Raw genomic sequence first — 24,056 nt, forward strand, 5'->3', positions numbered from 1 at the left:
ACTCTAACCCGGTCCCTTCACGACCAGCGGTTTTGCGATCCGTCCCCTTCCGTCCGGTCCGGGGTGGCCACCCCGGACCGGACATCGCATCCTGACCCGAACGGACCACAAAGTCATAAGACAAGCGTTTTTCAGTCAGATGGCATCATCTGACGATTCAGAAATCTCGGTAAAACAAAGAATGAGAGCAGACTATCCGATTCGATCAGATCGAAAACGGCACTAATTTCTCGGCACCGCAAGAGTGACTTCTGAAAGGGCAATGCCATGCTCGACAGATGCTTCCAACGCTGTGCCTTCCGGAATGACAGCGCTACGACCGGTAAAGCCTGGCGAGAGAACAGCCAGACCAATGACAGCGCCAGCTGTAACACTGCCCTTTTCCGAAACCGCGCCTCCCATTCTTACAAAATCGTCCCCCATCCGAATGTAGAGCGGACGGAGCGCTAGCTTACCGTTCATGCCCATGGCGCCTTTGGCGCGAGCCTCAACAACCTGTCCCACCACTTCGGCCCCCTTGGGGATAACGACATGTCCATCGACCATGATGTCTGCAGCAGTTTTAAGCTTTACCAGATCACCTTTTACATGAGTTTTGCTCGATAGCGGCTGCGCAGTAACCAGAGGAATAGATGTTCCGGCACGGAGCAAATATCGCATGGGTTCCTGCGCCAGTGGGACCGTCGGAACAAGCAACATCATGGCGACGGCTATGGCTAAAAAACGGAAAGGCGATTTCATTGCTGGGGCACTTGTGTGGCTTGCAGTGCAGATACACGTTTGATCGGTGCCGATGACAAATCCAGCGATACGTCTTCGGCAATAAAGCCGGTTAAAATTTTTCCGGCCTTGATCTTGGCATTGTTACCACGATGAAAGAAGCCTGCCCAACCCGTGAACAGGATCGCTAATCCAGCCGAACCGGCACCTGTGCCTTTATCACTGGTTTCACCTTCCAGCGGAATCTCCGCATCGCCGAGTTTGAGATAGAGCAGTTTGGCTGTCATGCGGCCTGATTTTCCAAGACCGCCGGAATCTTCTGCAGCCGTTACCATACCATAAGCGAGACTGCCTTTAGGGGCTATGATTTTGCCCGCTACCGTAATCGGTTGGTTGAGCAACAGTTTGAAACGTTTGCCTGGAGCAGAGTCGGCTGTACTGACCTCGCTATAGGCCATCAGTTCAACGGGCGTATCACGCTTGATCGTCACAAGTGATTGTGGCGAGGGAGCAGTGATCTGGTCAGAGCCAGCAACTGTGAGAGCAGCGTCGGAAGGAGTGGTCTGCGCCTCAACACATACACTTAAATTCGCTAGCACAATTGCCAGCACCAATGGTCTTCCCATGTTACACCCCCCCCCGGTTGTAATTCCTGCAGCGTGCATGCTTCCTACAAGCCGCATCGTCAACAGGCACTTTCTTGTCAAATTGACATAGTCAGAATTCTTTGCTCAATCCTTGGCTCCATGTTGGAGGGACCAAAATGAAAACTCTGAAATATTTGCCTCTCGCCGCGATGCTGGCGATCTATCCCGCATCCTCGACCTTCGCCAAAGAAGCGAAAACCTATGCTGTCGTGAATGAGGATGTCGGTGTACCGGTCTTTCCAAACGACATCTCTGATCGCCCCTACACGGTCATCGGAGAGGTGACTGCGGGTGTACGCAAGGCCACTGTGTTCAGCAAGGAAGCTTCGCAAAGCAAAATCTATCGCGAGCTTTGGGAGAGAGCAGAGAAACTTGGCGCCGATGCCGTTATCAATGCAAAATATGGTGATTCCCATATTTCAGCATTTAGCTGGGGCAAGACAAATGCAACCGGAACGGCTATCAAGTTCACGGCTGTGCCAGCGGCTCCTGCGGAGGCCGCTCCGGCATCGACTGCTGCAGCACCAACCGTCCAGTAATTCTACACGGGGGCGGGCTTCACCCGCTCCCGCTTGAATATCCATTACTCTTAGCCCCTCTTGGAGTCAGCCAAGAGTTCCAGCCTCAGCTCCAACCCGCACCACTCTGCTCTTACCAATCGTGCGATATGGCATGGAGAGAAAATCGCGATCCCAGATTATGCCATTAGCTATGTGTATTGAGGCTATCAAGATTACAGGAAGTCGCCAAATCTGTTTCGCAAAGGTGTGTAAACAAGGCTGCTTACGCACACAAAATTGGGTGGACTAAAGGGTGAGCGGGATTTTGAACAACTCGCTAACACCTTGAATTTCTTTGGTGAATTCAAGGGATTGGTGCGGTCGAGAAGACTCGAACTTCCACGGCCTTTCGGCCACAACGACCTCAACGTTGCGCGTCTACCAGTTCCGCCACGACCGCACATCACATAGGAAACCGGCCCTTTAACAATAAGGCGCGGCCCCTGGTAGGCGGTGGCCATTAGCAAAGCGGGGGGGGGCATGCAAGCGCCCTGTTAGGATGTAACTGGAAATTGGCTTTCCCAGCGACTCCGGACGTAGTTTCAGCCTTCCTCGCTCTAGGTACTGTGGGGATTCAGTTCAGATGGAACCACGGCCGCAGGCGACCGCAGAGCAAAAGGGGTTTTCGAGCATCGGAGCGGTGCGTGAGCACCGAAGCACAGAAAATAGCGCTTTGCAGGGCCATATGGGCTGAATCCCCACAGACCTTAGTGCGCAGTGACGAAGGCGAGGGTTATATTCTCAACACTCTTGGGAATATCGAGCCGGCTTTCATTGAGATTGGCTTCTTCGCCCGGCTTCAGCTCAGCCTTGTCGGCACGGGTGGTCCAGCTGAAGACCAGCCGCCCCTGCCTATCGCGCAATTGCACCTCAACTGGCGGAACCGGCTCTACATTTGCACCGCTGTTGAGGATACGCGCACTGAATGCGAAATACTCCGCCCCGTTGGATAGCGTGCGCCACTCGGCAGGCTTGGTCAGACTGAACAACAGCACTGGCTCGTCATTATCGGCCAGCAGCCCGGCACGCACCGCCCACTGCGGAGGGCCGAAATAGCTGAGCGCGCCTGCTGCGGCCGCGATCGACAGCGCGAACAGGATTGCTGCCCATGTCCACAGCTTCGCAGGGTTACGGCGCGGGCGGAATGGCACATCATCGTCGGCGTCGTAACGCGCATCTTCAGCAAGATCAGCAGCCCGCTTACCCGCCATCTGGTCTATCACGCGCGGATTAGTGGGGCCGACATTGGCGACATCCACCTCTTGCACATGGCCCTGCGGGGGGGCACCGGCTGCTCCGTCTGCCACCGCCTCGAAGCCGAACTCATCCGCAACGCTATCGACCGGGATCGCTGTCCCTGCAACGTTCGCGTCGGCCTGAGCGGGAGCGGAAGCCGGAGCGGATACCGGAGCCTGAGCAGGCGCGGCGGGCTTTTCTTCACGCGGGGCGAGGACGACGCCCTCCTGAAACCAGCTATGTTTGCATGATGCGCAGCGCACCTGCCGCCCTTCAACGCCAATTGCCTCGTCCGGCACAAGATAGCGCGTCGCGCAATTGGGGCAGTTCAGGATCATGCCTCTTATTAAGCGCGCATCGGACTGGCGCGCAAGCCATATGAAGAGACGTTAACCATTGTGTGCTCCGGACGCACAGGCTTTACCTCTAACGGGGCTTGTGCGATGGCATAGACGCATAAGGGTTCGGGCGGGGTCGTAGCTGGTTGCACATGGAAAGGATCATCCAGTTCGAGAATATCGGCCTGCGCTATGGCGCGGATGCAGAGGTGTTGTCCGACATCAGTTTTTCCCTCACCACAGGCGGCTTTTATTTTCTCACCGGCGCATCGGGCGCGGGCAAGACCTCGCTCTTGAAATTGCTCTATCTGGCCCAGCGGCCTACGCGCGGCGTACTCCGGCTGTTTGACGAGGATGTGGTGATGATGCCCCGCAGCCGCCTGCCCGGCTTTCGCCGCCGTATTGGGGTGGTGTTTCAGGATTTCCGACTGGTGCCGCATCTGTCCGCCTTTGACAATGTGGCTTTGCCGCTGCGCGTGGCGGGAATGGACGAACGCGAGATCGCCGGGCCGGTGGAGGAGATGTTGACCTGGGTCGGGCTGGGCGGCCGGCAGGGTGCGCTGCCCGCGTCGCTTTCCGGTGGAGAGCAGCAGCGCATCGCCATCGCTCGCGCGGTAATCGGCAGGCCAGACATTTTGGTGGCAGACGAGCCGACGGGCAACGTCGATCCCGATATGGCGAAGCGTCTTATCGAGCTGTTCGAAGCGCTCAACCGGCTGGGAACAACAATCGTCATCGCGACGCATGACATGCCGCTCATTGGCCAGATCAGCCACGCGCAGATGATGCGGCTGGACAAGGGGCGGCTCATAGATCCGACCGGTGCATTGCGCTTTCCCCCCGCTTCTGGCGGGCGTGACGAGCGGGCAGGCCTGCCGCTGGGCAGGCCGCAATGAGCGGCGCCCGCCCTGCCCTGCTGTCCGCCAAGGCCGCCCAGCGCCGCTGGCTGCCGGAAGGGCGTCGCGGGCCGATGCCGTGGATCATCGCGATCATGATGTTCCTGACGGTGCTGGCCGCCGCCTGTGCGCTGGGGCTGGGGCATGCGCTGTGGAAAATGCGGGGCGATATGGCGGGCGGTTATACCGTCCAGATCGTCGAGGCCAACGCGGCGAAGCGGGCGGAGATGGTGCGGCAAGTAGAGGGCTTTTTCCACGCAGAAACGTCTGTGCGATCCTACAGGGTCGTGTTGGAAAGCCGGTTGCGCGAACAGCTCGCCCCGTGGCTGGGCGAAGAGGCGCAATCGGGCGACCTGCCGATCCCCGCGCTGATAGACCTGAGCCTGAAGCCTGACGTAAGCCCTTCAAAAATAGAAGAAATCCGTCGCGAAATCATCACCCGCGCCCCCTCGGCGCGGATCGATGCGCACCAGAGCTACCTCGCCCCGGTGGAGGCGCTGATGCGCGCGCTGATGTGGGCGGCGGCGGCGCTGGTGGCGCTGATGCTGCTGGTGACGGGCGCAGTGGTCGTCCTCGCCGCGCGCAGCACGCATGACGCGCATCGCGGCACCATCGACATCATGCACATGCTCGGCGCGACCGACCTGCAAATCGCCCGGCTGTTTCAGCGCCGCATCGCGCTCGATGCGCTGCTGGGCGCCATTGTCGGCACCATTGCCGCCGCCGCGCTGTTGTGGCTGCTTGACCGCAACCTTGCCGCCGCCGGGTCAGAACTCGCCGCGCTGATCGCCCTGCCCTGGCGCTCTGCCGCCGTGCTGCTCGGCCTGCCGATCTTCGCGATGCTGGTTGCCGCCGTTACCGCACGGATCACGGTGATGCGCGCGCTGGAACGCAGCCTGTGACGGCGCGCCTTTCCGCGCTGATACTGCTGGTGTGGGCGCTCGGCTTTGGCTGGTTCGCGCTGTTGCTGCCCCAGCCGCTCGATGGGCGCACGACCGACGCGATCGTGGTGCTGACAGGCGGGCCGGGACGGCTCGACCGCGGCCTCAAGCTGATGCAGGATGGCGCGGCGCGGCGCATGCTGATCTCCGGCGTCGACCGCGCGGTGAAGCCGCACGAGCTGGCCGTGACCTATCAGGTGCCGGACACGCTGTTCGCCTGCTGCATCACGCTGGGCCGCGAGGCGATAGACACCCGCTCCAACGGCATCGAAACCGCGCAATGGCTGGAGCGGCGCGGTTATGACACGGTGCGCCTCATCACCAGTGACTGGCACATGCGGCGCGCCGCGTTTGAGCTGAGGCTGGCGCTGCCCGCCGATATCGTGCTGGTCTATGATGCGGTGCCGAGCCAGCCGAGCTTTTCGACGCTCTTCATGGAATATAACAAATATGTGCTGCGCCGGGTCGCGGCCCTGATCGGGATTTGAGGCGAATGGCAGGCACAATGCTGGCGGCGGCGCGATCTGCGCTGTTTGCGCTGTTATTTTATCCGCTCACGGCTGTGACGGTAGCGGCATGTGGGGTTGCGGGGCTGTTTTCCGCGCAGCTGCTGCGCCGGGTGGCGCGGCTGTGGGGGTTCATACACCGCTTTTTGTGCCGCTTTGTGCTGGGCCAGACAGTGCGGATCATCGGCACGGTGCCGACCGGGCCGGTGCTGATCGTGTTCAAGCATGAGTCGATGTTCGAGACGATTGACCTGCTCTGCCTGTTTGCCGAGCCGGTGGTGATCGCGAAGCAGGAGCTGCTCGACATTCCCGGCTGGGGCTGGGCCGCGCGGCGGCACGGGGTGATCGGCCTCAAGCGCGACGATGGCGCAAAGGCCATCCGCCACTTGCGCACAGAGATTGCGAAGGCAACCGGCTCTGGCCGCCCGATATGCCTGTTCCCCGAAGGAACCCGCGTGCCGCATGGAGAGCGCCCGGCGATTCGCGCGGGGTTTGCCGCGCTCTATCAGTTGCTCGGCCTGCCGGTGGTGCCGATAGCGGTCGACAGCGGGCTGATCTCGCCGCGCCGCAGCTTTATCAAACGGCCGGGCATCATCACCTACAAGGTGGGCGAGACCATTGCCGCAGGGCTGCCCCGCCACGAGGCGGAGGCGATGGCCCATGCCGCGATCAATGCGCTGAACCCCACAGCCGATTGACCTGAATCAAGGACATTGCGGCCCATCGCCGACATGATCCGCCCTCCAACGAGGAGGGTTATGTATGAACATTCTGCACGAACTGCCGCTGATGGGCGCCATCATTGCCGCCGGAATTTTCATGGCGGTGATGATTTTCGTCTCGGTGGAAGACGCCCTCAAGCACTGAGAGAGGAGGGCCGCCCTCAGCAGCGGCGGCCATCACCCTTGTCTATGGCGTGGCCCGCCACCGCGCCGATAGCCGCGCCTATTACCGTGCCAGTGGTCCGATCTCCACGACCGGCAACCTGATTGCCGAGCAGGCCGCCCGCAACCGCGCCGATCACCGCGCCGCCCTTGCCTTCATCGCGGCAGCGATAGCGGCCCTTGCTGTCATAATATCCACGGTCATAATTGTAATAGCGGCCATCGCGCCGATAGTCCGCGCGGCGATAATCGCGATAATCGCGATCATAGCCGTTCCAGCCATGCCCGCGGTTATACCCGCCATAATAATCGCCGGGGCGATAATCATGACGATCATGACGCGCCATCGCAGGGGTGGCGCTCATGGCGCCCGCGCACACCAGCCCCATAGTGACTGCTGCGATCATCTTTTTGCTGAATATGTGTGCCATCGCGCCGCTCCTTTTCATACTGAACTCTGCCTAGATGCCTTTTGTGCCTGAACCGGCTTGAGCCGATGCTGAATAAGGCTGTCAGCCTATGTTCAGCATTGTACAGGCGATATTTGCGTGAATTCCCCAGATTTATAGCCTATGCCCGCCACACATGCGCTGGTTCCTCAGTCTCTCCGTCCTGCTTATCATGCTGTCTATCGCAGCTTCGTCGATCAATACCAAGCCGGCGACGCCTACGCCCGGCCCGGTTGCCATCGCGATAGAGCCGCTGGTGCTCAACCCGGATGATCCCGCGCAGCTGACGCTCGGCGCGCTGCGCTATCTCGGCGGGTGGCGGCTGACGAGCGGGCGGACGCTGTTCGGCGGCCTTTCTGCGCTGGCGGTAAAGCCTGACGGGCAAATCTGGGCGCTGAGCGATGGCGGTGTGGTGTTCGAGCTGCCCCAGCCCGGCCCGGCGGCCAAGGTGATTGTGCAGGCGCGGCTCTTGCCGATCAACAAGCCCAAGAAGCACTGGATGCCCCGCCCGGAAGACAGCGAATCGATGACGGCGGACGGGGACTTCACCCATGTCTGGGTCGGCTATGAGCTGTTGCAGCTCATCTGCCGCTATGACACCGGCCTCAAGCAGATCGGCCCATGCCGCCGCCCGCACCAGCTCTCCGGCTGGCCGGAGACAGAGAGCATCGAAACGCTCGCGCGGCTGCCCGATGGGCGCTTCATCGCGATATCGGAGGGCGGATCAGGCCCGGCAGGCGGGCGCGACATGCTGGTGTTCGCGGGCGACCCGGTCAACATCGCGACACGGCGGCCGCTGCGCATGAGCTATATGCCGCCCGTGGGGTATGACCCGACGGACGCGGTCTATATCGGCGACGGCAAGCTGATCGTGCTCAACCGCCGCGCGACGCTGTATGACGGTTTCACCGCCGTGCTGAAGCTGATCGATCTGCGCCAGATGCGCGAGGGCGCAGCGCTTAACGGCCCGGAGATCGCCCGCTTCGCGCCGCCGGTGCTGGCCGACAATTTCGAGGGGCTGGCGCTGGAGCGGCACGGGAAACAGCGGATCTTGTGGATGGTGTCTGACGACAACCATCTGTTTTTCCAGCGCACGCTGCTGTTGAAATTCGCGCTGGATGAGGATCTGTAGGGGGGCGGCACCAGTCCTCTCCCCCTCCCAACCTCCCGACAGGGTATCTTATGGGAGGCTGGGAGGGGGAGAGGGCTGGTGCCGCATATCCGAGCGCCGCGCAGCGGACGCGCTCGGATCAAAAAAAGCGGCCCCAAAGGACCGCTCTTTGAAAGCTTATGCTGATTCGCGCGAATCAGGCAGCGGCGGCGCTGGTGCCCTGCTTCTTGACGATGTCGCGCTTCAGGCGGCGCGCCTTCAGCGAGAGCTTGTCGTCAGAGGTCTTGAGCAGCCAGTTGTCCAGCCCGCCATTATGCTCCACAGAGCGCAGGCCCGCAGTCGAAACGCGCAGCTTCACACTGGTTCCCAGCGCCTCGGACATCAAAGTGACGTTCTGGAGGTTGGGCAGGAACACCCGCTTGGTCTTGTTGTTGGCGTGAGACACATTGTGGCCCACCATGCGGCCCTTGCCGGTCAGTTCGCAAATGCGCGACATATCTACAAATCCTGTTGCTCGGAAATTTCCGGGAAGCGGGGCCGATAGCGGGAATGACCGCGCGCGTCAAGCATGGGATCGGTTGCAAGCGGGGCTTTTTCCGTCGATAGGGTGGGCATGAGCCAGCCCTTTCCCTTGCCCCTGCCCATGCAGCGCGCGCTCCAGCTTGCCCGTGCGGCGGAGCAGGCGGGCGAGGTGCCGATCGGCGCGGTGGTGGCGCGCGGGCAGGAGATAGTCGGCGAGGGCGAAAACCGCAACCGGCGCGACAACGACCCCAGCGCCCATGCCGAGATCGTCGCGATTCGCGCGGCGGCGGCTCGGCTCAATGACTTCCGCCTGACGGGCTGCGACCTCTATGTGACGCTGGAACCCTGCGCGATGTGCGCGGGCGCGATCTCCCACGCGCGGATCGAGCGGCTCTATTATGGCGCGAGCGACCCTAAGGGCGGCGCGGTGGAGCACGGCGCGCGCGTCTTCACCCACCCGCAATGCCACCACAGGCCGGAGGTTTACGGCGGACTGGGCGAGGGCGAAGCGGCGGGGTTGCTTAAGGGGTTTTTTGGGGGGAAGAGGTAGGGGTGAGGCGGGGTTGCAGTCCTGCCCACCCCGCTGCGACTAGCCACGCCTGCGGCTTGGCAAGTCTCGCTCCCCTCCCGCTTGCGGGAGGGGCTGGGGGTGGGCCTCATTCAATCCGATACAGCCGATAGGGCAGCGCAAAGCCGCTTTTCAGCTCCACCGGCGTGAGCCACTTGGGCAGGTCGCCCCGCTCGATCCGGTCATACATGCCGCCTTTGCTCCGCGCGCGGTAGATGGTGCCTTCGGGGAAATCCGGGCACAGCAGAAAATAGCGCGCGCCATGCCGCCGGGCGGTGTTTAGGAAGGCGGCTTCGTCGCCATCATAGGCGTGGTGCAGATCGAGGATCGCCGTGCCGTTGCGATGATACGGCCCGGCAATCGCGCTGTGATGCGTCACGGCGATGAGGCGGGGGCCGAGGTCCACCAGCGTCATGATCGTCGCGGGCGGGAGCTGATTGAGCGCGACGAGCGCGGGTTGGGTGCGGCAGCGGCCATTGGCCTGATTGATGCGCTTGAGCCGCTCGGCCCGCGCCTTGGACGCGGGGGTTGCGGGCGCGGGCTTGGCGACGAGGCCTGCATTCTGAAGCTGAGGATAGACCCAGCCGCCGTTGAACGAGAGTGCGACGACGCCGATGCCCGCCAGCGCGGCAATGCGCTCTCCCCATGATCCGCGCACCAGCCATTCGAGCGCGCCATAGCCCACCCACGCCACCGCCGGGATCGCGATGAGCTGTGCCGCCGGGGCGGAGCGGATCTGCCAGAGCATCAGGATGAGCGCGAAGCCGACCATCAGCATCACGCTGGCCCACGCCCACAGCCGCTCCCTGTCTCCGCGCGCGGCGATGCACCCCAGCACCGCCGCCAATAGCCCGCCGATAGGCAGCGCCAGCATCGGGATGGCGGCGGAGAGCGTCTGGCTGGTGATCGGCTTTGCCTCGCGGATGTGCGAGAGCCAGAGCCGGTCCAGCTCCGGCTCGATCTGATAGGCGCTGGTGAGGCATTGCGGCCAGAAATAATAGCTGAACGCCATCACCACGCCGCCGACCACCGCGCCGGCCGCCAGCCGCCGCGGCCAGCCTTTGAGGCCCAGCAGGCTCAGCAGCACCATGCCGCCTGCCGCGAGGCCGAGCGTCGCGACCCAGTTGAGCGAGATGGAATCACACACGATGCCGCGATTGTCATGGCTCGCGAAGGCGACATAGAGCAGGCCGGTGCCGCTGCCCAGCGCCAAGGCATAGGGCGCCATCCGCCGCGCCGCGCCCTCCTTGAACACCCAGCGCAACGCGATGAGGCCGCCTGCACCCGCAAGATAGACCATCATCTCCATGCCGATCGCGACCGAGAGCGCGCTCGCCGCCCCGGCGACGAGGCCACCGCGCAGCCATTTGCGGTCGACGATGCCCGCGAGCATGGCGACGACGAGAGCAAGCTGCCAGCCATGATGATCGACCCGCAGCGGCATATACATGCCCAGCCCCATCGGCGCGCCCAGCGGCCCGAAGGCGGCAATGATCCATGCCGCGCTGCGCGGCGGGGCCAGCCTGCGCGCGATGAAGGCGAGGCCAAGCATCAGCGGCAACAGGGGGAGCAGCGGCGCGACCGCGCACGCCCATTTGTCCGCCAGCGGCGCGCTCATGAACAGCCGGAAGAGCAGCATCAGCGCCGCGATCGGCAGATCGACGATGCGCGACCAGTGGATATTCGCGCCTTCCGGCGGATTCATATGGTGCTGGCGCAGATCGAACCAGCCTTGGCCGTTCAGCCAGTCCCGCACCTGCGCATAGCGCATATTGTCATCGGTATCGCCCAGCGCGAACCAATGCACTGCGTCTGCCCGAAGGCTGAGGTAATATGCGCTCACGCCCATCCAGATGAGGAGGACGATGAATTTCCAGTTGGCATTGGCCCAGCCAAGCGCCGCCGCTCCGCGATTTGCGGCTGGCCCCCGTCCGTACATCATGGCGCTTTCCCTCATGCCTATCAGGGATTAGAGGGCTTGCACCAAAGCGCAATGGGATTGTTGCGCTGCAACTGCGGGGAGCCGCCGTGCATCTGGCCGGACTGTGGAAGAAAGTTGCCCCTGCGCGGCGCGCGCTGATCGCCCAGCTGGTGCGCTATGCGCTTGTGGGCCTTGGCGTAACCAGCGTTCAGGCGCTGGTATACTGGCTATTGGCGGAGCAGGCCCAGCTGCACAGCCAGATTGCGAATTTCGCGGGCTATTTATGCGCGGTGGGCTGCGGCTATGTGCTTCACGGGCGCTATACCTTCTCCGGCGCGGCAATGCCCGAAGGCGGCGCGGCCCATGTTGCGCGCGGCGGGCGGTTCGTCGTCGCTTCGCTGGTGAGCTGGGGGCTGAACGCGCTGTGGGTGTGGCTCTGTGTCTCGTGGCGCGGCTGGCCGACATGGACGCCGATCCCCGCGATGCTTTTGGTTACGCCCGCGCTGGTGTTTGTACTCAACAAGAAATGGGTCTTCAGATAGGGCGGACGAAGTCGCTCTCTGAGCGTACCTAAGGGGCGACAAGCAAATGATCGTCATGCTGAACTTGTTTCAGCATCCATTTGGCCGCAGGCTCGGTTTTATCATAGCGAGAGATAGCTGCCGTCGGCGACCTTCCAAAGCCTGCTCTGGCTTCGCCCCTTTGGGCACGATGGATGCTGAAACAAGTTCAGCATGACGCAGGTAAGCGTAAAGAGAAGCGGGACCCCGGATCAAGTCCGGGGTGACGAAGGTTAGGAATTAAACGGCAATCCCGTTCGCCCAAATACCAGACTGCTTCAATGCACGAACCGGGCGACGACATCGCGGTAAGACCGGCTCACCTTCACCTGCGCGCCCGATTCCAGCACGAGGAAGCACTCGCCATTGGTATGGGGTTTTACCTGTCGCACCTGGCTGAGGTTGACGATGGTGGAGCGGTGGACGCGCTGGAAGTTGCGCGGATCGAGCCGTTTTTCCAGATCCTTCATCGTCTCGCGCAGGATCAGGGAATTGTCCGCCGTGTAGATGCACATATAGTCGCCCGCCGCATCGATCCGCTCGATGCTGTCCACGTCTACCCGGAAAATCTGGCCACGATCCTTGATGTTGATGAGCTTTTCAAAGCGGTTGGCGGCGGGGGCATCATCCTCGCCCGCGTCGAAATGCTGCATGGCATCGGGCGCGACCTCGGCGAGCACTTCGCGCAGGCGCTCTGCCTCCTGCGCCTGCCGCTTGTCCGCAAGGCGCTGGCGCACCCGGTCGAGCGCGTCGGCAAGGCGCTGTTCGTCCACGGGCTTGACGATATAGTCCACCGCCTGCGCCTCGAACGCCTTTAGCGCATGATCCGAATAGGCGGTGACGAACACGAACAGCGGCGGCTCCACATCCATCGTGCCCTGCACCACCGAGAAACCATCAAAGCCGGGCATCTGGATATCGAGGAACACCAGATCCGGCTTGTGCGTCTTGATCGCGCGGATCGCCTCGCGCCCGTTCTGGCAGGTTTCGACGATTTCAACGTCTTCATGCGGTTCAAGGCGCAGCTTAAGCCCCTGTATCGCGAGGCTTTCGTCGTCTACAAGGATGGTGCGGATCGTCATGGCGTCACTCTTGTTGTTGCTTGAGGTGCGGCAGCTCGATCGTCACGACAAAGCCTCCGCCGGGGGTAGAACGCGTTTCGAAGCGATGTCGTTCCCCGAAGGCCTGCGATAATCTGTCGCGGATGTTGGCGAGGCCAACGCCGGTGGACACCACATCGATGGGGAACTCCGCGCCAAAGCCCGGCCCGGTATCCGAGACGGTGATGCGCACATTCTCGCCCGCCGGTTGCGCGACGATGCTGATGTCCGCCCCTTCCTCGCGCGGGGTGACGGCATATTTGATCGCGTTTTCCACCAGAGGCTGGAGCAGGAGCGAGGGCAGATGCGCCTTTTCCACCATCGGATCGATGTCAAAGCTGGGGCGCAGCCGGTCCTCGAACCGCATCTTCTCGATATCGAGATAGAGCTTCAGCGTCTCTATCTCCTGATGCAGCGGCACCAGAGCCGTCGGCTCGTTGATCAGGGTATAGCGCAGGAAGGAGGACAGGCGCGAGAGCATCGCGTTTGCTGGCTCCGTCTGTTTCAGCAGCACCAAAGTCGAGATGCTGTTGAGCGTGTTGAACAGGAAATGGGGATTGAGCTGATACCGCAGCATCGCGAGCTGGGCAGAGGAGGCCTGGCTTTCGAGATGCTGGAGCTGGTCCGCCTGCTCCTCCACCGTGAGGTAGAAGTTGATCGCGTAATAGAGCGCAGACCATGCGAACAGCAACGTCACCGTCAGATAATAAGCGCCAAGCAGCAATTGCAGGCTGGCAAGGCCGCCGCCCCGGTTCTGCATCGTGAACACCCATGCGTCGATAAAGGCGCCGATCGCGGCGGCGACGAGCACCACGAGGATCGAGACCGTCCAAGTCACCAGCGGGCGCTGGTTGAGCAGTACGCGGAAGATCACCGCCATCACCAATGTGAGCGAATAGCCGGTGATCGTGGAAATCAGCACCGGGGCCAGAAACGAGATCGGCTGGCCATTGGCGAGGCCGGAAATGCCGCGCAGGATGAACGCGCCCGCCCACCCGGCAAGCTGAAGGTTCCAGAACGCACGGTTCTTGTCCTGAAAGAAAGGCTTGGGCTGAAACGGGTTCACGGACATCGCCGTTTGTTCATAACCGCGAAAATCCGATATGCGAACCCGTTTCGGTACATTGCCAGATTTACGGCACAGGTAGCGGATTATTATGGGAAATCGGCGCATCGCGGGATTTTTTTGTTGCGTCGCAACGGCATGAGGCCGCATCCTCGCGCGATATGTTGCGCCAGTATGAACTTGTCGAAAAAGTAAAACGCTATGATCCGCAAGCGGACGAGGCGATGATCAACCGCGCCTATGTCTTTTCGGTGCAAAAGCACGGCAGCCAGAAACGCGCGAGCGGCGACCCCTATTTCAGCCACCCGATCGAGGTGGCGGGCATCCTCACCGACTTTTACATGGACGACAAGACGATCGTCACCGCGCTGCTGCACGACACGATCGAGGATACGCTCGTTACCTACGAGGAGATCGAGGCGCTGTTTGGCGAGGAGGTCGGCCGGCTGGTCGATGGCGTGACCAAGCTCTCCAAGATCGAGGCGCAATCGGAAAACGAGCGCGCGGCGGAAAATCTGCGCAAGTTCCTGCTCGCCATGTCTGACGACATCCGCGTGCTGCTGGTGAAGCTGGCGGACCGGCTGCACAACATGCGCACGCTGCACTTCATCGCCAACCCGGACAAGCGCCGCCGCATCGCGCGCGAGACGATGGAAATCTATGCGCCGCTGGCCGAGCGGATCGGCATGTATGACTTCATGCGCGAGATGCAGCTCCTTGCCTTCAAGGAGCTGGAACCCGAAGCCTATGACAGCATCACCCGCCGCCTGACTCAGTTGCAGGAGGGCGGGGGAGACAAGGTGGCGCGCATCGCATCCGGCCTGCAATTGCTGCTGGGCAGCGCGGGCCTCAAGGTAACGGTATCAGGGCGAGAGAAGCACCCCTACTCCATCTGGCGCAAGATGCAGGAACGCCACATCAGCTTCGAGCAGCTGACCGACGTGATGGCCTTTCGCGTCATCACCGCCAATACCGACGATTGCTATCGCGCGCTTGGGGTCATCCATGGGCGCTACAAGATGGTGCCGGGCCGCTTCAAGGACTATATCTCCACCGCCAAGCGCAACGGCTATCGCTCGCTTCACACCACGGTGATCCATGGCGAAAATGCGCGCATCGAAATCCAGATCCGCAGCGCGGAGATGCACCGAGAGAGCGAATTCGGCCTTGCGGCGCACTGGGCCTACAAGACTGGCGGCACCGCCACGCCCGATGGGCAAGCCGGGTGGCTGCGCGATCTGATCGAGATCCTCGACCAGAGCCATGATGCCGAGGAGCTGCTGGAGCATACGCGCCTTGCGATGTATCAGGACCGCATCTTCGCCTTCACCCCCAAGGGCGAGCTGCATCAGCTGCCCAAAGGCGCGACGACCGTCGATTTTGCCTATGCGATCCACACCAGCCTTGGCGATCAGACCGTAGGCGCCAAGGTCAATGGCCGGGTGGTGCCGCTGCGCACGGTGCTGGAAAATGGCGATCAGGTCGAAATCCTCAAAAGCGAGGGGCAGGAGCCTCAGCCCGGTTGGCTTACCTTCGCAATCACCGCCAAGGCGCGCGCCGCCATCCGCCGCTATATCCGCCACAAGCAGCGCGACGAGACGGTGGCGCTGGGCGAAAAGCTGTATGAAGATATTCTCGAACGCCTGCCGGTGGAGGTGGGCGACAAGGCCGTGAAGGCGGCATTGAAGCGGCTGAAGCTGGAAGATCGGCCTGCACTGATGATCGCCATCGCCACCCACCGCGTGACCGACGGCGAGGTGATGGAGGCGCTGATCCCCGGCTCTACCCAGAGCGAGGGCGTGGACCCGCATGGCCAGCACAAGCCGGTCTCGATCCGCGGCCTGACGCCCGGCATCGCCTATCAGCTGGGCGATTGCTGCCACCCGGTGCCGGGCGACCGGATTGTGGGCATCCGCCAGACCGGCGAGCCGATCGAGGTGCATACCATAGACTGCCTGGCTTTAGAGAGCGGGCAGGACGCGGACTGGGTGGACCTCGCGTGGGACAGCAAATCCAAGGGCGGCACGGCACGGTTGCAGGTGATCGTCAAGAACCAGCCGGGCGCGCTCGCCGCCGTCACCAATATCTTCGGCGTCAACAAGGCGAACATCCTCAACCTGCAACTGGTGAATCGCGAGGGGCCGTTTCACACCGACATCATCGACCTAGAAGTGGCCGACGCCCAGCACCTGATGCGGATCGTCTCGGCGCTCCGCGCGCTGGAGTGCGTGGCGCAGGCGGACAGGGTTTAGGGGGGCTGTCTGGAAGGGCGACCACGCCCGCTATCCTTAGCGTCACCCTGAACTTGTTTCAGGGTCCATTTCTCCAGATTAGACAAGGCTTTGTGGTGCGCGATGTGTTGTCGAGGCACGTGACTCGACAGCACTGAAACAAGTTCAGCATGACGAATGAGGCAACGTCTCCTTCCCCCAACAAAGCAGACCTGAACCCCCTTCAAAAACTATCCTTCGCGCTCCTTAGTCGCGCCAGTTCTTCCACGGTGCCTGCGCGCATGAACGGGTTGGTGGCGCGCTCCTGCGCGATTGTGGTGGGCACGGTCGGTTCGCCGCGTTCGCGCATGGCGGTGACTTCCGCCACGCGGGCCGCGATCTCCGCATTGTCCGGCTCCATCGCGGCCGCGAATTTGGCGTTGGAGAGCGTATATTCGTGCGCGCAATAGACGCGGGTTGCGCCATCGAGCGTGGCGAAGCGCTGCATATTGGCGAACATCTGATCCGCCGTCCCCTCAAACAGCCGCCCGCAACCCATGGCGAACAGCGTGTCACCGACGAAAATCACCCCCGCGCTCGGCAGATAATACGCGATGTGGCCGGCGGTGTGCGCGGGCACATCCCACACTTCGGCGCGCAGGCCTCCGATGGTCGCGATGTCGTTGCCCTTCACGGTCGCGTCGAGCGTGTCGATCTTCGCCGCCTCGTCTGCCGGGCCTGTGATCCGGCATCCCGTCGCCGCCTTAATCTGCGCGTTGCCGCCGACATGATCGGGGTGCCAGTGGGTGTTCCAGATCTGGCTGATGCGCCAGCCGCGCGCATCCGCCTCCGCCAGCACCGGCTCAGCCACGGCAGGGTCTATCACCACCGTTTCGCCGGTCACTTCCTCGTGCATCAACCAGACATAATTGTCATTGAGCACCGGTACGCCCACGATCTCGATCGTCATCACCATTCCCCTGTATTGGGCATCGACGCCCACGGCTCTTGCGGCGCCAGCGCGCCTCCCCCCTGCAACAGCTCCACAGAAATACCGTCAGGCGAGCGCACGAACGCCATATGCCCATCGCGCGGCGGGCGATTGATCAGGACTCCCCCGTCCATCAGGCGCTGGCAGGTCTCGTATATATTCTCAACCCTGTAGGCGAGATGGCCGAAATTGCGCCCGCCGGTATAGACCTCTCCCACGCCGCCTTCGGGTGGCCAGTTATACGTCAGCTCCACCTGCGCATCTTCATCGCCCGGCGCGGCGAGGAAGATAAGCGTGAAGCGGCCTTGCGCGCTGTCCACGCGGCGCACTTCGCGCAGGCCGATAAGCTCGAAGAAGCGGACGGTGGCATCGGGATCCGACACACGGATCATGGTGTGGAGATATTTGGGCATGGCCAGCATTTAGCAAAGCTGCCACGCAGATACCATGCCCTTACGACTAAAGCGTTTTGCCTTTAGCGCCCCTGATTGCGCCAGCGGTGGATAGTGCGGCTGAGAATATCCTCTTCACCGCCGCACTGCTTCCACAGGTCAGAGAAGCTGGGATCGGCCGACGCCGGGCGCTTGCGCTCCTCCAGATCATCGAGCGAGACGCGGATCGGGATAGACACACCCTCGCCGCAGATAATGCACTCACGGTTGCGCAGCGCGGGGATCGAATCGAGGAAGCCGCGCGCGCCTTCGGGCATGGCTGCGCGGACGAACGCCTGGTCGCGGTCGTTGTTGAGGCGCAGCGAGATGATGGTGCCGCATTGCGAGAGGACGCCCTCGGCAAGGTCTGACGGGCGCTGGGTGATGAGGCCCAATGACACGCCATATTTGCGGCCCTCCTTGGCGATGCGCTCCAGAATCTTGCGCACGGATTGCCCCACGCCGATGGTCGAATTGGGGATATAGCGGTGCGCCTCCTCACAGACGAGCAGAATCGGCCGCTTCGGCTCGTTGCGCGCCCAGATCGCGTAATCGAAGATCAGGCGCGATAGCACCGATACGACCACCGAGGTGATCTCAGACGGCATAGCCGAAGTATCGACAATCGAGATCGGCTTGCCATCCGCCGGCATGCGAAACAGCTTGGCGATGAAATCCTGCATCGTATCCGCCACCAGCATGCCGGAGAACATGAAGCTGTAGCGCGGATCGGTCTTGATCTCGTCGATCCGGCCCTTGAGGCGCATATAAGGCAGCGAGTTGGTGCCCTTGTCGAGCTTGCCCATCTCGTTGGAGATGATGGTGGTGAGGTCCGAGAGCAGATAGGGCACCGGCGAATCGACGGTGAGGCGGGCCATGCCCTCCGCCGCGCGGTTCTTGGCGCGGGCGGCGAGCAGGCACTTGGCGAGGATCTCGCTGTCGCGCGCGTGGTCGTCTCCGGTCGAGGTGACGAACACCTCGCAATGCTCCTCGAAGTTCATCAGCCAATAGGGTAGCGCGAGGTTGCTGGCGTCATACAGCGCGCCGTTCTGGGTGAAGGCGGCGGAATATTCGCCGTGCGGGTCGATCATCACGATATGCCCCTTGGGGGACTGTTCGCAGATCTTGTGGAGTATCAGCGCGGCCGATGTCGATTTACCGGTGCCGGTGGAGCCCAGCAGCGCGAAATGCTTGCCCAGCAGCGCATCGACATACAGCGCGGCGCGGGTGTGGGTGGTGGGATAGACGGTGCCGATCTGCACATGCGACCGCCCGGTGGCGGCGTAGATCTGGTCCATATCCGCGCTGGAAACCGGGAAAATCGGTGTGCCGGGCGTGGGATAGCGCGTTACGCCCCTGCGGAAATTGACGATGACGCCAGTGCCGAATTCCTCGTTACCTTCGCCCAGAAAGTCTATGTCCGCCACGACGCGGGTGGAATCGCGCCGGTCCAGCACCATCGATCGGATGTTGGCGATGATCCACATATGCCCCAGCCGCATCTTCACCTGGCTGCCAACCTGGCCGGTCATGGCGATGCAGGGATCCGGATGATGGCCGAGTGCGTCGATGCTCTTGAGGTCGATCAGTATCTGGGAGCTGCTGCCCGCCACCTGAAAGACGAAGCCGATATCCTCCAGCGGGGTGTTGTCGCTCCGCTGCTCCGGTGCGTCTGCCTTCGCCGCACGAAGCTGCGAAGCCAGCGAAAAAGTACCGGTCATGTCATTCATACATCATTCCATCGCCCACGGCGCCGCTCTGGGCGACCGCAAAGCAATAGACAATCAAGGTAAAGAAGTGTTTTAGACGACGAGAAATAGTTGGTGGCACCAGATGGTGCGAAGACGCGTCTACGCCAGATGGGTGCGAAACCAGTCCGCCAGTTCTTCTTCGCTCAGTTCTCCGGCGGCGAGGGCGAGGAACACCACGACCAGCTCGGCATCGGATGCGGAAAGTGCGTAGCCATTCAGCACCAGAAACGTTTCGCTGACCACTGCAGCCGTACGCTTGTTGCCGTCTACGAACGGATGATTGCGGGCAATTCCAAAAGCATAGGCCGCGGCAAGAGCGGCGGCATCTGGTTCCCCATAAACCGCCAGGTTGCGCGGACGCGCCATGGCGCTCTCCAGCGCTCCTGGGTCGCGGACACCCTCACCGCCGCCATGCTCCGCCAATTGCTCGGCATGCGCCGCCATCGCCACCGCATCGGCGACCCAGATCCAGTCCTGCGCCATGATCTTACTTTGCGAGTTCGCGCAAAGCGCGCTTGCGCCGCGCCATAACATCGCGCGCAGCAGCCATCTGCTGATCGAAATCGGGATCGGCAGCGCTCAGCTCTATACCGCGCGTGGTGAACACCACGGTCAGGTTCTCACCAACGGCAGCGTTGAGATGCGCAAGCACCTCCTTGGGCAGGATAAGACCGGCGCTGTTGCCGACTTTGGTGATCTTGAGCGGCGCGTTCATACGGATGTTATAACAGAAGGCAGCGCCGGAGGCAATGGGGCGACAGGATGGCGTCGCCCCGTGCCGTGGTGCTTATTGCACCGTGACCGTCACCGCGCGGCGGTTTTGCGCCCAGGCGGCTTCATCTGACCCCAGCGCGGCGGGGCGTTCCTTGCCATAGCTGATGGTAGTGATGCGCGCGGGGTCCACACCCAGCGAGGCGAGATAGTTCTTGGCGGCGTTGGCGCGGCGCTCACCCAGCGCGAGGTTATAGTCGCGCGTGCCGCGCTCGTCTGCGTGGCCCTCGACCGTCACTTTTGCCGCAGGGTTGGCGGCGAGCCATTGTGCCTGACTGCGCAAAACGTCCTGATCCTGCGCATCGACATCATATTTGTCGGTATCGAAATAGATTTTGTCCGCTGCCACGCTCGCGAGGAAATCTTCCTGGCTGCCCTTCACCGGTCCTGTCGGCGTCGTTGCCACGGGCGCCGTTTCCGCCGGGCGGGCGGTTTCGACGGGCGCGGGAGGAAGCTCCTCAGGCGCTTTTTTGGAGCAGGCAGAGAGCGCGATGAAGGCGGATGCCATCATCAAAGTGCGGGCGAGCGGAGTCGCGATAAGGGTCATGGGGCGTTTCTCCTTCTTTTACAGTAACTAACATAACGGCATTCGGTTTCAGGGCAAGAGCGGGCCCCAGGCGGGGTCGGAGCCGCTCAGGGGTGTGGGGATGCGCCGCTCGTTGACGCCGGTGAGATCGACCTGCCAGACCTGGGCCACGCCTGATGACCCCTGGCTGGTGCGGAAGAATTGCAGCACCCGGCCATTGGGTGACCATGTCGGCGCTTCGTCCTGCCAGCCGCGCGTGAGCACGCGCTCGTTGCCGCCATCGGGGGTCATCACCGCGATATTGAAATCTCCCGCCATTTTGGTGAAGGCGATCAGGTCTCCGCGCGGCGACCATTCTGGCGTGGCATAGCGCCCGCCGCCATGGCTGATCCGCTGCTGGCCGGAACCATCGGCGTTCATCACATAGATTTGCTGGCTGCCCGAACGATCGCTCTCGAACACGATCTTCGAGCCATCGGGCGAATAGCTGCCCCCCACGTCGATGCCGGGAGAGCTGGTGAGCCGCACCGGCACGCCGCCACCCGCTGGCACACGGTAAATGTCTGTATTCCCGGCAATTGCCATCGAAAACAAAATAGAGCGGCCATCGGGCGACCATCTGGGCGCGAAGGTGGGGTTGGTGCTTTCCGTCACCAGCCGCTGTTTGCCGGTGCCGATGTCGTAAACGAATATCCGCACCCGATCCTGAACATAGCTCACATAGAGCAGAGAGCCGTAATCGGGCGAGAAGCGCGGGCTGAGCGCAATCGCCTGGCCGTTGGTGATGAAGCGGTGATTGGCGCCGTCTGAATCCATGATGGCAAGGCGCTTGACGCGGCGCTCCTTCGATCCGCTCTCGGCGATATAGGCGATGCGGCTGTCGAAGAACGGACTCTCGCCGGAAAGGCGGGCGTAGATGGCGTCGGCGCATTTGTGCGCGGCGCGGCGCCAGTCACGCGGGGCGACGACATAGCCCTTGCGATCCAGCTCGGTTGTGAGGGCGATGTCATAGAGATAGCAGCCGACCGTGATGTCGCTCTCTCCGCCCGCCGAACGGACAAAGCCCTGCACCAGCGCCTCATAGCCGCCCCAAGAGGGATAATTCGGCGCCATCACCTCGGTCATGGCGATGGTGCGCGTGCCTTCTGGCCCGGTGGGGGCGAACAGGCCGGAATTGCGCAGATCATCCGCGATCACCTGCGCGATCTTGACGCCCAGCTCGTCGGTCGTGCCGGCGGGGGTCGAGACGCTCTGGCTGGTGGGCAGGGCAGGCACGGCGATCTTGAGCGAGGCTGAGCCGCTATCGTCCGTCACGTCGACGGAGAGCTGCGCGGCGGCAGGCGCGGCGAAGGCCAGCAGGACGAGGGTAAGGAACGATGCAAACCGGATCATTGCGAGAGCTTCCTGTCCACGGTGACACTGAGCGACTTCCAGCCCTCATACAGGTCTGGCGGCAAACGGAAAGGCGCGGCGAGGCGCACCGCCTTGATTGCCTGCTCCTGATGCAGCCGCACCTGCCCCCTGTTGCTGGCGGTCTGGCCGGTGGTGCTGATGATCTGCGGATCGCCCACCAGTGCGCCATCGCGCGCAAGGCGGACGGCGAGGGTGGTACGCAGCAGGTCGGCATCCGCGCCGGTGGGGGCTTTCCAGAAGGGCTTGATCTGACGGCGGATCTCGGCGGCGAGCGCGCTTTGCTGGGCCGGGCCTATGCTGGAGGCAGGCGCTCCATCCGTGGGTTTGGCCTGCGGGTTCGCGCCTGCGGAGGGCTTGAGCCAGTCGCTCGTATCCAGCTTGAGGCCACCCGCTTTCGGCTTGGGCGGCGCGGCGGGCGTAGCCGGTTTGGCGGGCTGGCGCGGGGCAGCCACCGGCTTTGGCGTAGGAACGGGGGTTGGCTCCGGCACGGCATCTCGCGCGGCGGGAGCGGGCGGGGCGGGGTCTGGCTCTGTCACCGCCTGATCCGCGCCGGAAGGCGGCGGCGGTGCGTCGGCAATCCTGGGCGCAGCGGATTGCAATGCCACTTCGTCCGCGATGCTGATCTCGATCGGCGCGGAATCGAGCGTCAGCGGGTCTGCCGCCAGCCAGCCAGCCGAGAGCGCCGCGAACAGCAGAACATGGCCCGCCCCCGCTATCCCCAGCCCGATTGTGTCCGCGCGTTGCATGCCGCCTACCCTAGCAGCCTATTCTGAACGCGGGCTGACAGGAGGAGCAGCGGGCGCGGAAGCGCCGCCCGCCTGCGCCGTGCTGACCAGCGCGATGCGGTTCAGCCCCTCGGCATTGAGCGCGCCCATCACCCGCATCACCCGGCCATAATCGAGCCGCGCGTCTGCCCGCAGGAAGATTTGCGGAGGCTCCAGACCGGCGTTGGCGGCGGCGATCTCGGCGATGCGATCATCCAGCTCAGCCTCGTCCACGCGCGCATCGTTGATATAGGCCTCGCCCGCCGCGTTGAGCGAAATGACGGTAGGCTTGTCGTTCGTTTCCAGCGCCTTGGCCCGGTTCTGCGGCAGCTTTACCGCAACGCCCGTCACCAGCAGCGGCGCCGTCACCATGAAGATGATCAGCAGCACCAGCATCACATCGACCAGCGGCGTGACGTTGATCTCCGACATCGGCGGGCGGCGTCTGCCCCGCCGCGCGGAGGGAGGCGCGCCGATCATCAGGCGCGCTCCAGCTCACGGCTCAGCGTGGCGTAGAGGCCATCGGCAAAGCGGCTAAGGCTGGCCTCCAGCCGGTTGATGCGGTGCGAAAAGCGGTTGTAGGCGATCACCGCCGGGATGGCGGCGAACAGGCCGATGGCGGTGGCGAACAAAGCCTCGGCAATACCCGGCGCGACGACGGCGAGCGAGCTGTTCTGCTGCGCCGCAATCGCGGTGAAGCTGCGCATGATGCCCCAGACCGTGCCGAACAGCCCGACGAACGGCGCCACCGCGCCCACCGTCGCCAATATGTTGAGCCGGTCCGCCAGCGCATCGACCTCCATGCTCACCGCGCTCGCCATCGCGGTGGAGAGGCGGTCGCGCGTGCCTTCGCGGTCGACCGAGCGGCTGCGGGTAGAGCGCCGCCATTCGCTCACCGCCGCCGCAAACACCCGCGCGCTGGGCACGGCTTCCTTGCCGCGCTTGTCGTAAAAACCGTCTATGTCCTCGCTGCGCCAGAAGTCCTTTTCATAAGCGGCGCATTTGCGCGCCAGCCCGCCCGCGCCGAGCCAGAAGGCGATGATGACGCCCCAGACCCAGATGCTCGCCAGCAGCAGGCCGACCATTACGGCCTTGACGACGATATCCGCCTGAAGGAACAGAGCGAGCGGCGAGAGGGTGGCGGCGTCTGTGGCCAGAGCGAGCGCGGGCATGG

Annotated in this window: 27 protein-coding genes and 1 tRNA gene; 9 read left to right on the plus strand and 19 right to left on the minus strand. The window is 62.8% G+C overall.

The genetic code is table 11. The features are described 5' to 3' along the window. Positions 1–222 precede the first annotated feature (222 nt). Both EQG66_RS11555 and EQG66_RS11560 read right to left on the minus strand, forming a co-directional pair. Positions 223–741, minus strand: coding sequence for a hypothetical protein (locus tag EQG66_RS11555; protein WP_129404751.1), 519 nt, complete (start codon positions 739–741; stop codon positions 223–225). Further along, entirely contained in the window at positions 738–1,331 is a 594-nt protein-coding gene (locus EQG66_RS11560; RefSeq protein WP_164975669.1) for a hypothetical protein, read from the minus strand. Before EQG66_RS11560 ends, EQG66_RS11555 begins: the two co-directional genes overlap by 4 nt. A 152-nt stretch (positions 1,332–1,483) precedes the next feature. On the opposite strand from EQG66_RS11560, the gene EQG66_RS11565 reads away from it, so the two are divergent. Beyond that, positions 1,484–1,906 (plus strand): heavy metal-binding domain-containing protein, encoded by a 423-nt coding sequence (locus EQG66_RS11565; protein ID WP_129404753.1) that lies wholly within the window; start codon positions 1,484–1,486, stop codon positions 1,904–1,906. 334 nt (positions 1,907–2,240) lie between these two features. On the opposite strand, the gene EQG66_RS11570 is transcribed toward EQG66_RS11565, so the two are convergent. Both EQG66_RS11570 and EQG66_RS11575 read right to left on the minus strand, forming a co-directional pair. Continuing rightward, positions 2,241–2,327: transfer RNA gene (locus tag EQG66_RS11570), tRNA-Leu, on the minus strand. Between the two features lie 307 nt (positions 2,328–2,634). Then, positions 2,635–3,501 carry an MJ0042-type zinc finger domain-containing protein gene (locus EQG66_RS11575; protein ID WP_129404754.1) on the minus strand — a complete coding sequence of 289 codons (867 nt, stop codon included), beginning with the start codon at positions 3,499–3,501 and terminating at the stop codon, positions 2,635–2,637. Between the two features lie 152 nt (positions 3,502–3,653). On the opposite strand from EQG66_RS11575, the gene ftsE reads away from it, so the two are divergent. The 4 genes from ftsE to EQG66_RS11595 are packed head-to-tail and all read left to right on the plus strand — an operon-like array spanning position 3,654 to position 6,542. Continuing rightward, positions 3,654–4,397: a cell division ATP-binding protein FtsE gene (ftsE, locus tag EQG66_RS11580; RefSeq protein WP_129404755.1), complete on the plus strand. Its 744-nt coding sequence runs from the start codon at positions 3,654–3,656 to the stop codon at positions 4,395–4,397. Beyond that, a complete protein-coding gene (locus EQG66_RS11585) occupies positions 4,394–5,299 on the plus strand; it encodes a cell division protein FtsX (protein WP_129404756.1) in 906 nt (301 codons plus the stop codon). The genes ftsE and EQG66_RS11585 overlap by 4 nt, the downstream gene beginning before the upstream one ends. Further along, the gene (locus EQG66_RS11590; RefSeq protein ID WP_129404757.1) at positions 5,296–5,826 is read left to right on the plus strand and encodes a YdcF family protein; all 531 of its coding nucleotides are present in this window, start codon (positions 5,296–5,298) and stop codon (positions 5,824–5,826) included. Before EQG66_RS11585 ends, EQG66_RS11590 begins: the two co-directional genes overlap by 4 nt. Before the next feature lie 17 nt (positions 5,827–5,843). After that, positions 5,844–6,542, plus strand: coding sequence for a lysophospholipid acyltransferase family protein (locus EQG66_RS11595; protein ID WP_129404830.1), 699 nt, complete (start codon positions 5,844–5,846; stop codon positions 6,540–6,542). Positions 6,543–6,727: 185 nt separating this feature from the next. Here the strand turns inward: EQG66_RS11595 and EQG66_RS11600 are convergent, their stop codons facing one another. Continuing rightward, positions 6,728–7,159, minus strand: coding sequence for a glycine zipper 2TM domain-containing protein (locus EQG66_RS11600; RefSeq protein ID WP_129404758.1), 432 nt, complete (start codon positions 7,157–7,159; stop codon positions 6,728–6,730). Between the two features lie 154 nt (positions 7,160–7,313). Between EQG66_RS11600 and EQG66_RS11605 the strand changes: the two genes are divergently transcribed. Next, positions 7,314–8,309 carry an esterase-like activity of phytase family protein gene (locus EQG66_RS11605; RefSeq protein WP_129404759.1) on the plus strand — a complete coding sequence of 332 codons (996 nt, stop codon included), beginning with the start codon at positions 7,314–7,316 and terminating at the stop codon, positions 8,307–8,309. Positions 8,310–8,484: 175 nt separating this feature from the next. Here the strand turns inward: EQG66_RS11605 and rpmB are convergent, their stop codons facing one another. Then, positions 8,485–8,784 (minus strand): 50S ribosomal protein L28, encoded by a 300-nt coding sequence (gene rpmB, locus EQG66_RS11610; RefSeq protein WP_129404760.1) that lies wholly within the window; start codon positions 8,782–8,784, stop codon positions 8,485–8,487. A gap of 117 nt (positions 8,785–8,901) precedes the next feature. Here rpmB and EQG66_RS11615 point away from each other — a divergent pair, with 117 nt between their 5' ends. Then, positions 8,902–9,360, plus strand: coding sequence for a nucleoside deaminase (locus EQG66_RS11615; protein WP_129404761.1), 459 nt, complete (start codon positions 8,902–8,904; stop codon positions 9,358–9,360). Positions 9,361–9,466: 106 nt separating this feature from the next. Here EQG66_RS11615 and EQG66_RS11620 read toward each other — a convergent pair whose 3' ends face one another. Further along, positions 9,467–11,320, minus strand: coding sequence for a hypothetical protein (locus EQG66_RS11620; RefSeq protein WP_181951804.1), 1,854 nt, complete (start codon positions 11,318–11,320; stop codon positions 9,467–9,469). 86 nt (positions 11,321–11,406) lie between these two features. On the opposite strand from EQG66_RS11620, the gene EQG66_RS11625 reads away from it, so the two are divergent. Next, the gene (locus EQG66_RS11625; protein ID WP_245988069.1) at positions 11,407–11,841 is read left to right on the plus strand and encodes a GtrA family protein; all 435 of its coding nucleotides are present in this window, start codon (positions 11,407–11,409) and stop codon (positions 11,839–11,841) included. Positions 11,842–12,137: 296 nt separating this feature from the next. Here the strand turns inward: EQG66_RS11625 and EQG66_RS11630 are convergent, their stop codons facing one another. Both EQG66_RS11630 and EQG66_RS11635 read right to left on the minus strand, forming a co-directional pair. Further along, a complete protein-coding gene (locus tag EQG66_RS11630; protein ID WP_129404763.1) occupies positions 12,138–12,941 on the minus strand; it encodes a LytR/AlgR family response regulator transcription factor in 804 nt (267 codons plus the stop codon). 4 nt (positions 12,942–12,945) lie between these two features. Beyond that, positions 12,946–14,031: a sensor histidine kinase gene (locus EQG66_RS11635; protein WP_129404764.1), complete on the minus strand. Its 1,086-nt coding sequence runs from the start codon at positions 14,029–14,031 to the stop codon at positions 12,946–12,948. Positions 14,032–14,186: 155 nt separating this feature from the next. On the opposite strand from EQG66_RS11635, the gene EQG66_RS11640 reads away from it, so the two are divergent. Next, positions 14,187–16,277 (plus strand): RelA/SpoT family protein, encoded by a 2,091-nt coding sequence (locus EQG66_RS11640; RefSeq protein WP_129404765.1) that lies wholly within the window; start codon positions 14,187–14,189, stop codon positions 16,275–16,277. 202 nt (positions 16,278–16,479) lie between these two features. On the opposite strand, the gene gloB is transcribed toward EQG66_RS11640, so the two are convergent. From gloB to tolQ, 10 genes are all read right to left on the minus strand, one after another. Further along, positions 16,480–17,205, minus strand: a complete 726-nt coding sequence (gene gloB, locus EQG66_RS11645; protein ID WP_129404766.1) for a hydroxyacylglutathione hydrolase — start codon at positions 17,203–17,205, stop codon at positions 16,480–16,482. Beyond that, complete coding sequence (locus EQG66_RS11650; protein WP_129404767.1) at positions 17,205–17,639, minus strand: VOC family protein; 435 nt, start codon at positions 17,637–17,639, stop codon at positions 17,205–17,207. Before EQG66_RS11650 ends, gloB begins: the two co-directional genes overlap by 1 nt. A 62-nt stretch (positions 17,640–17,701) precedes the next feature. Then, the gene (locus EQG66_RS11655) at positions 17,702–19,387 is read right to left on the minus strand and encodes an ATP-binding protein (protein ID WP_245988070.1); all 1,686 of its coding nucleotides are present in this window, start codon (positions 19,385–19,387) and stop codon (positions 17,702–17,704) included. Positions 19,388–19,507: 120 nt separating this feature from the next. Then, entirely contained in the window at positions 19,508–19,891 is a 384-nt protein-coding gene (locus EQG66_RS11660) for a type II toxin-antitoxin system death-on-curing family toxin (RefSeq protein WP_129404768.1), read from the minus strand. A gap of 4 nt (positions 19,892–19,895) precedes the next feature. After that, a complete protein-coding gene (locus EQG66_RS11665; protein ID WP_129404769.1) occupies positions 19,896–20,123 on the minus strand; it encodes an AbrB/MazE/SpoVT family DNA-binding domain-containing protein in 228 nt (75 codons plus the stop codon). A 72-nt stretch (positions 20,124–20,195) separates the two neighbouring features. Beyond that, positions 20,196–20,726 carry a peptidoglycan-associated lipoprotein Pal gene (gene pal / locus EQG66_RS11670; protein WP_245988071.1) on the minus strand — a complete coding sequence of 177 codons (531 nt, stop codon included), beginning with the start codon at positions 20,724–20,726 and terminating at the stop codon, positions 20,196–20,198. 48 nt (positions 20,727–20,774) lie between these two features. After that, on the minus strand, positions 20,775–22,094 hold the full coding sequence (tolB, locus tag EQG66_RS11675; RefSeq protein WP_181951809.1) for a Tol-Pal system beta propeller repeat protein TolB: 1,320 nt from the start codon (positions 22,092–22,094) through the stop codon (positions 20,775–20,777). Then, a complete protein-coding gene (locus EQG66_RS11680) occupies positions 22,094–22,864 on the minus strand; it encodes a cell envelope biogenesis protein TolA (RefSeq protein WP_129404771.1) in 771 nt (256 codons plus the stop codon). The genes tolB and EQG66_RS11680 overlap by 1 nt, the downstream gene beginning before the upstream one ends. Positions 22,865–22,882: 18 nt before the next feature. Beyond that, the gene (locus tag EQG66_RS11685; RefSeq protein WP_129404772.1) at positions 22,883–23,365 is read right to left on the minus strand and encodes an ExbD/TolR family protein; all 483 of its coding nucleotides are present in this window, start codon (positions 23,363–23,365) and stop codon (positions 22,883–22,885) included. Next, positions 23,362–24,054, minus strand: a complete 693-nt coding sequence (gene tolQ, locus EQG66_RS11690) for a protein TolQ (RefSeq protein WP_129404834.1) — start codon at positions 24,052–24,054, stop codon at positions 23,362–23,364. The genes EQG66_RS11685 and tolQ overlap by 4 nt, the downstream gene beginning before the upstream one ends. Between the last annotated feature and the right edge of the window lie 2 nt (positions 24,055–24,056).

Source organism: Sphingobium fluviale (assembly GCF_004122115.1).
Classification (GTDB): domain Bacteria; phylum Pseudomonadota; class Alphaproteobacteria; order Sphingomonadales; family Sphingomonadaceae; genus Sphingobium; species Sphingobium fluviale.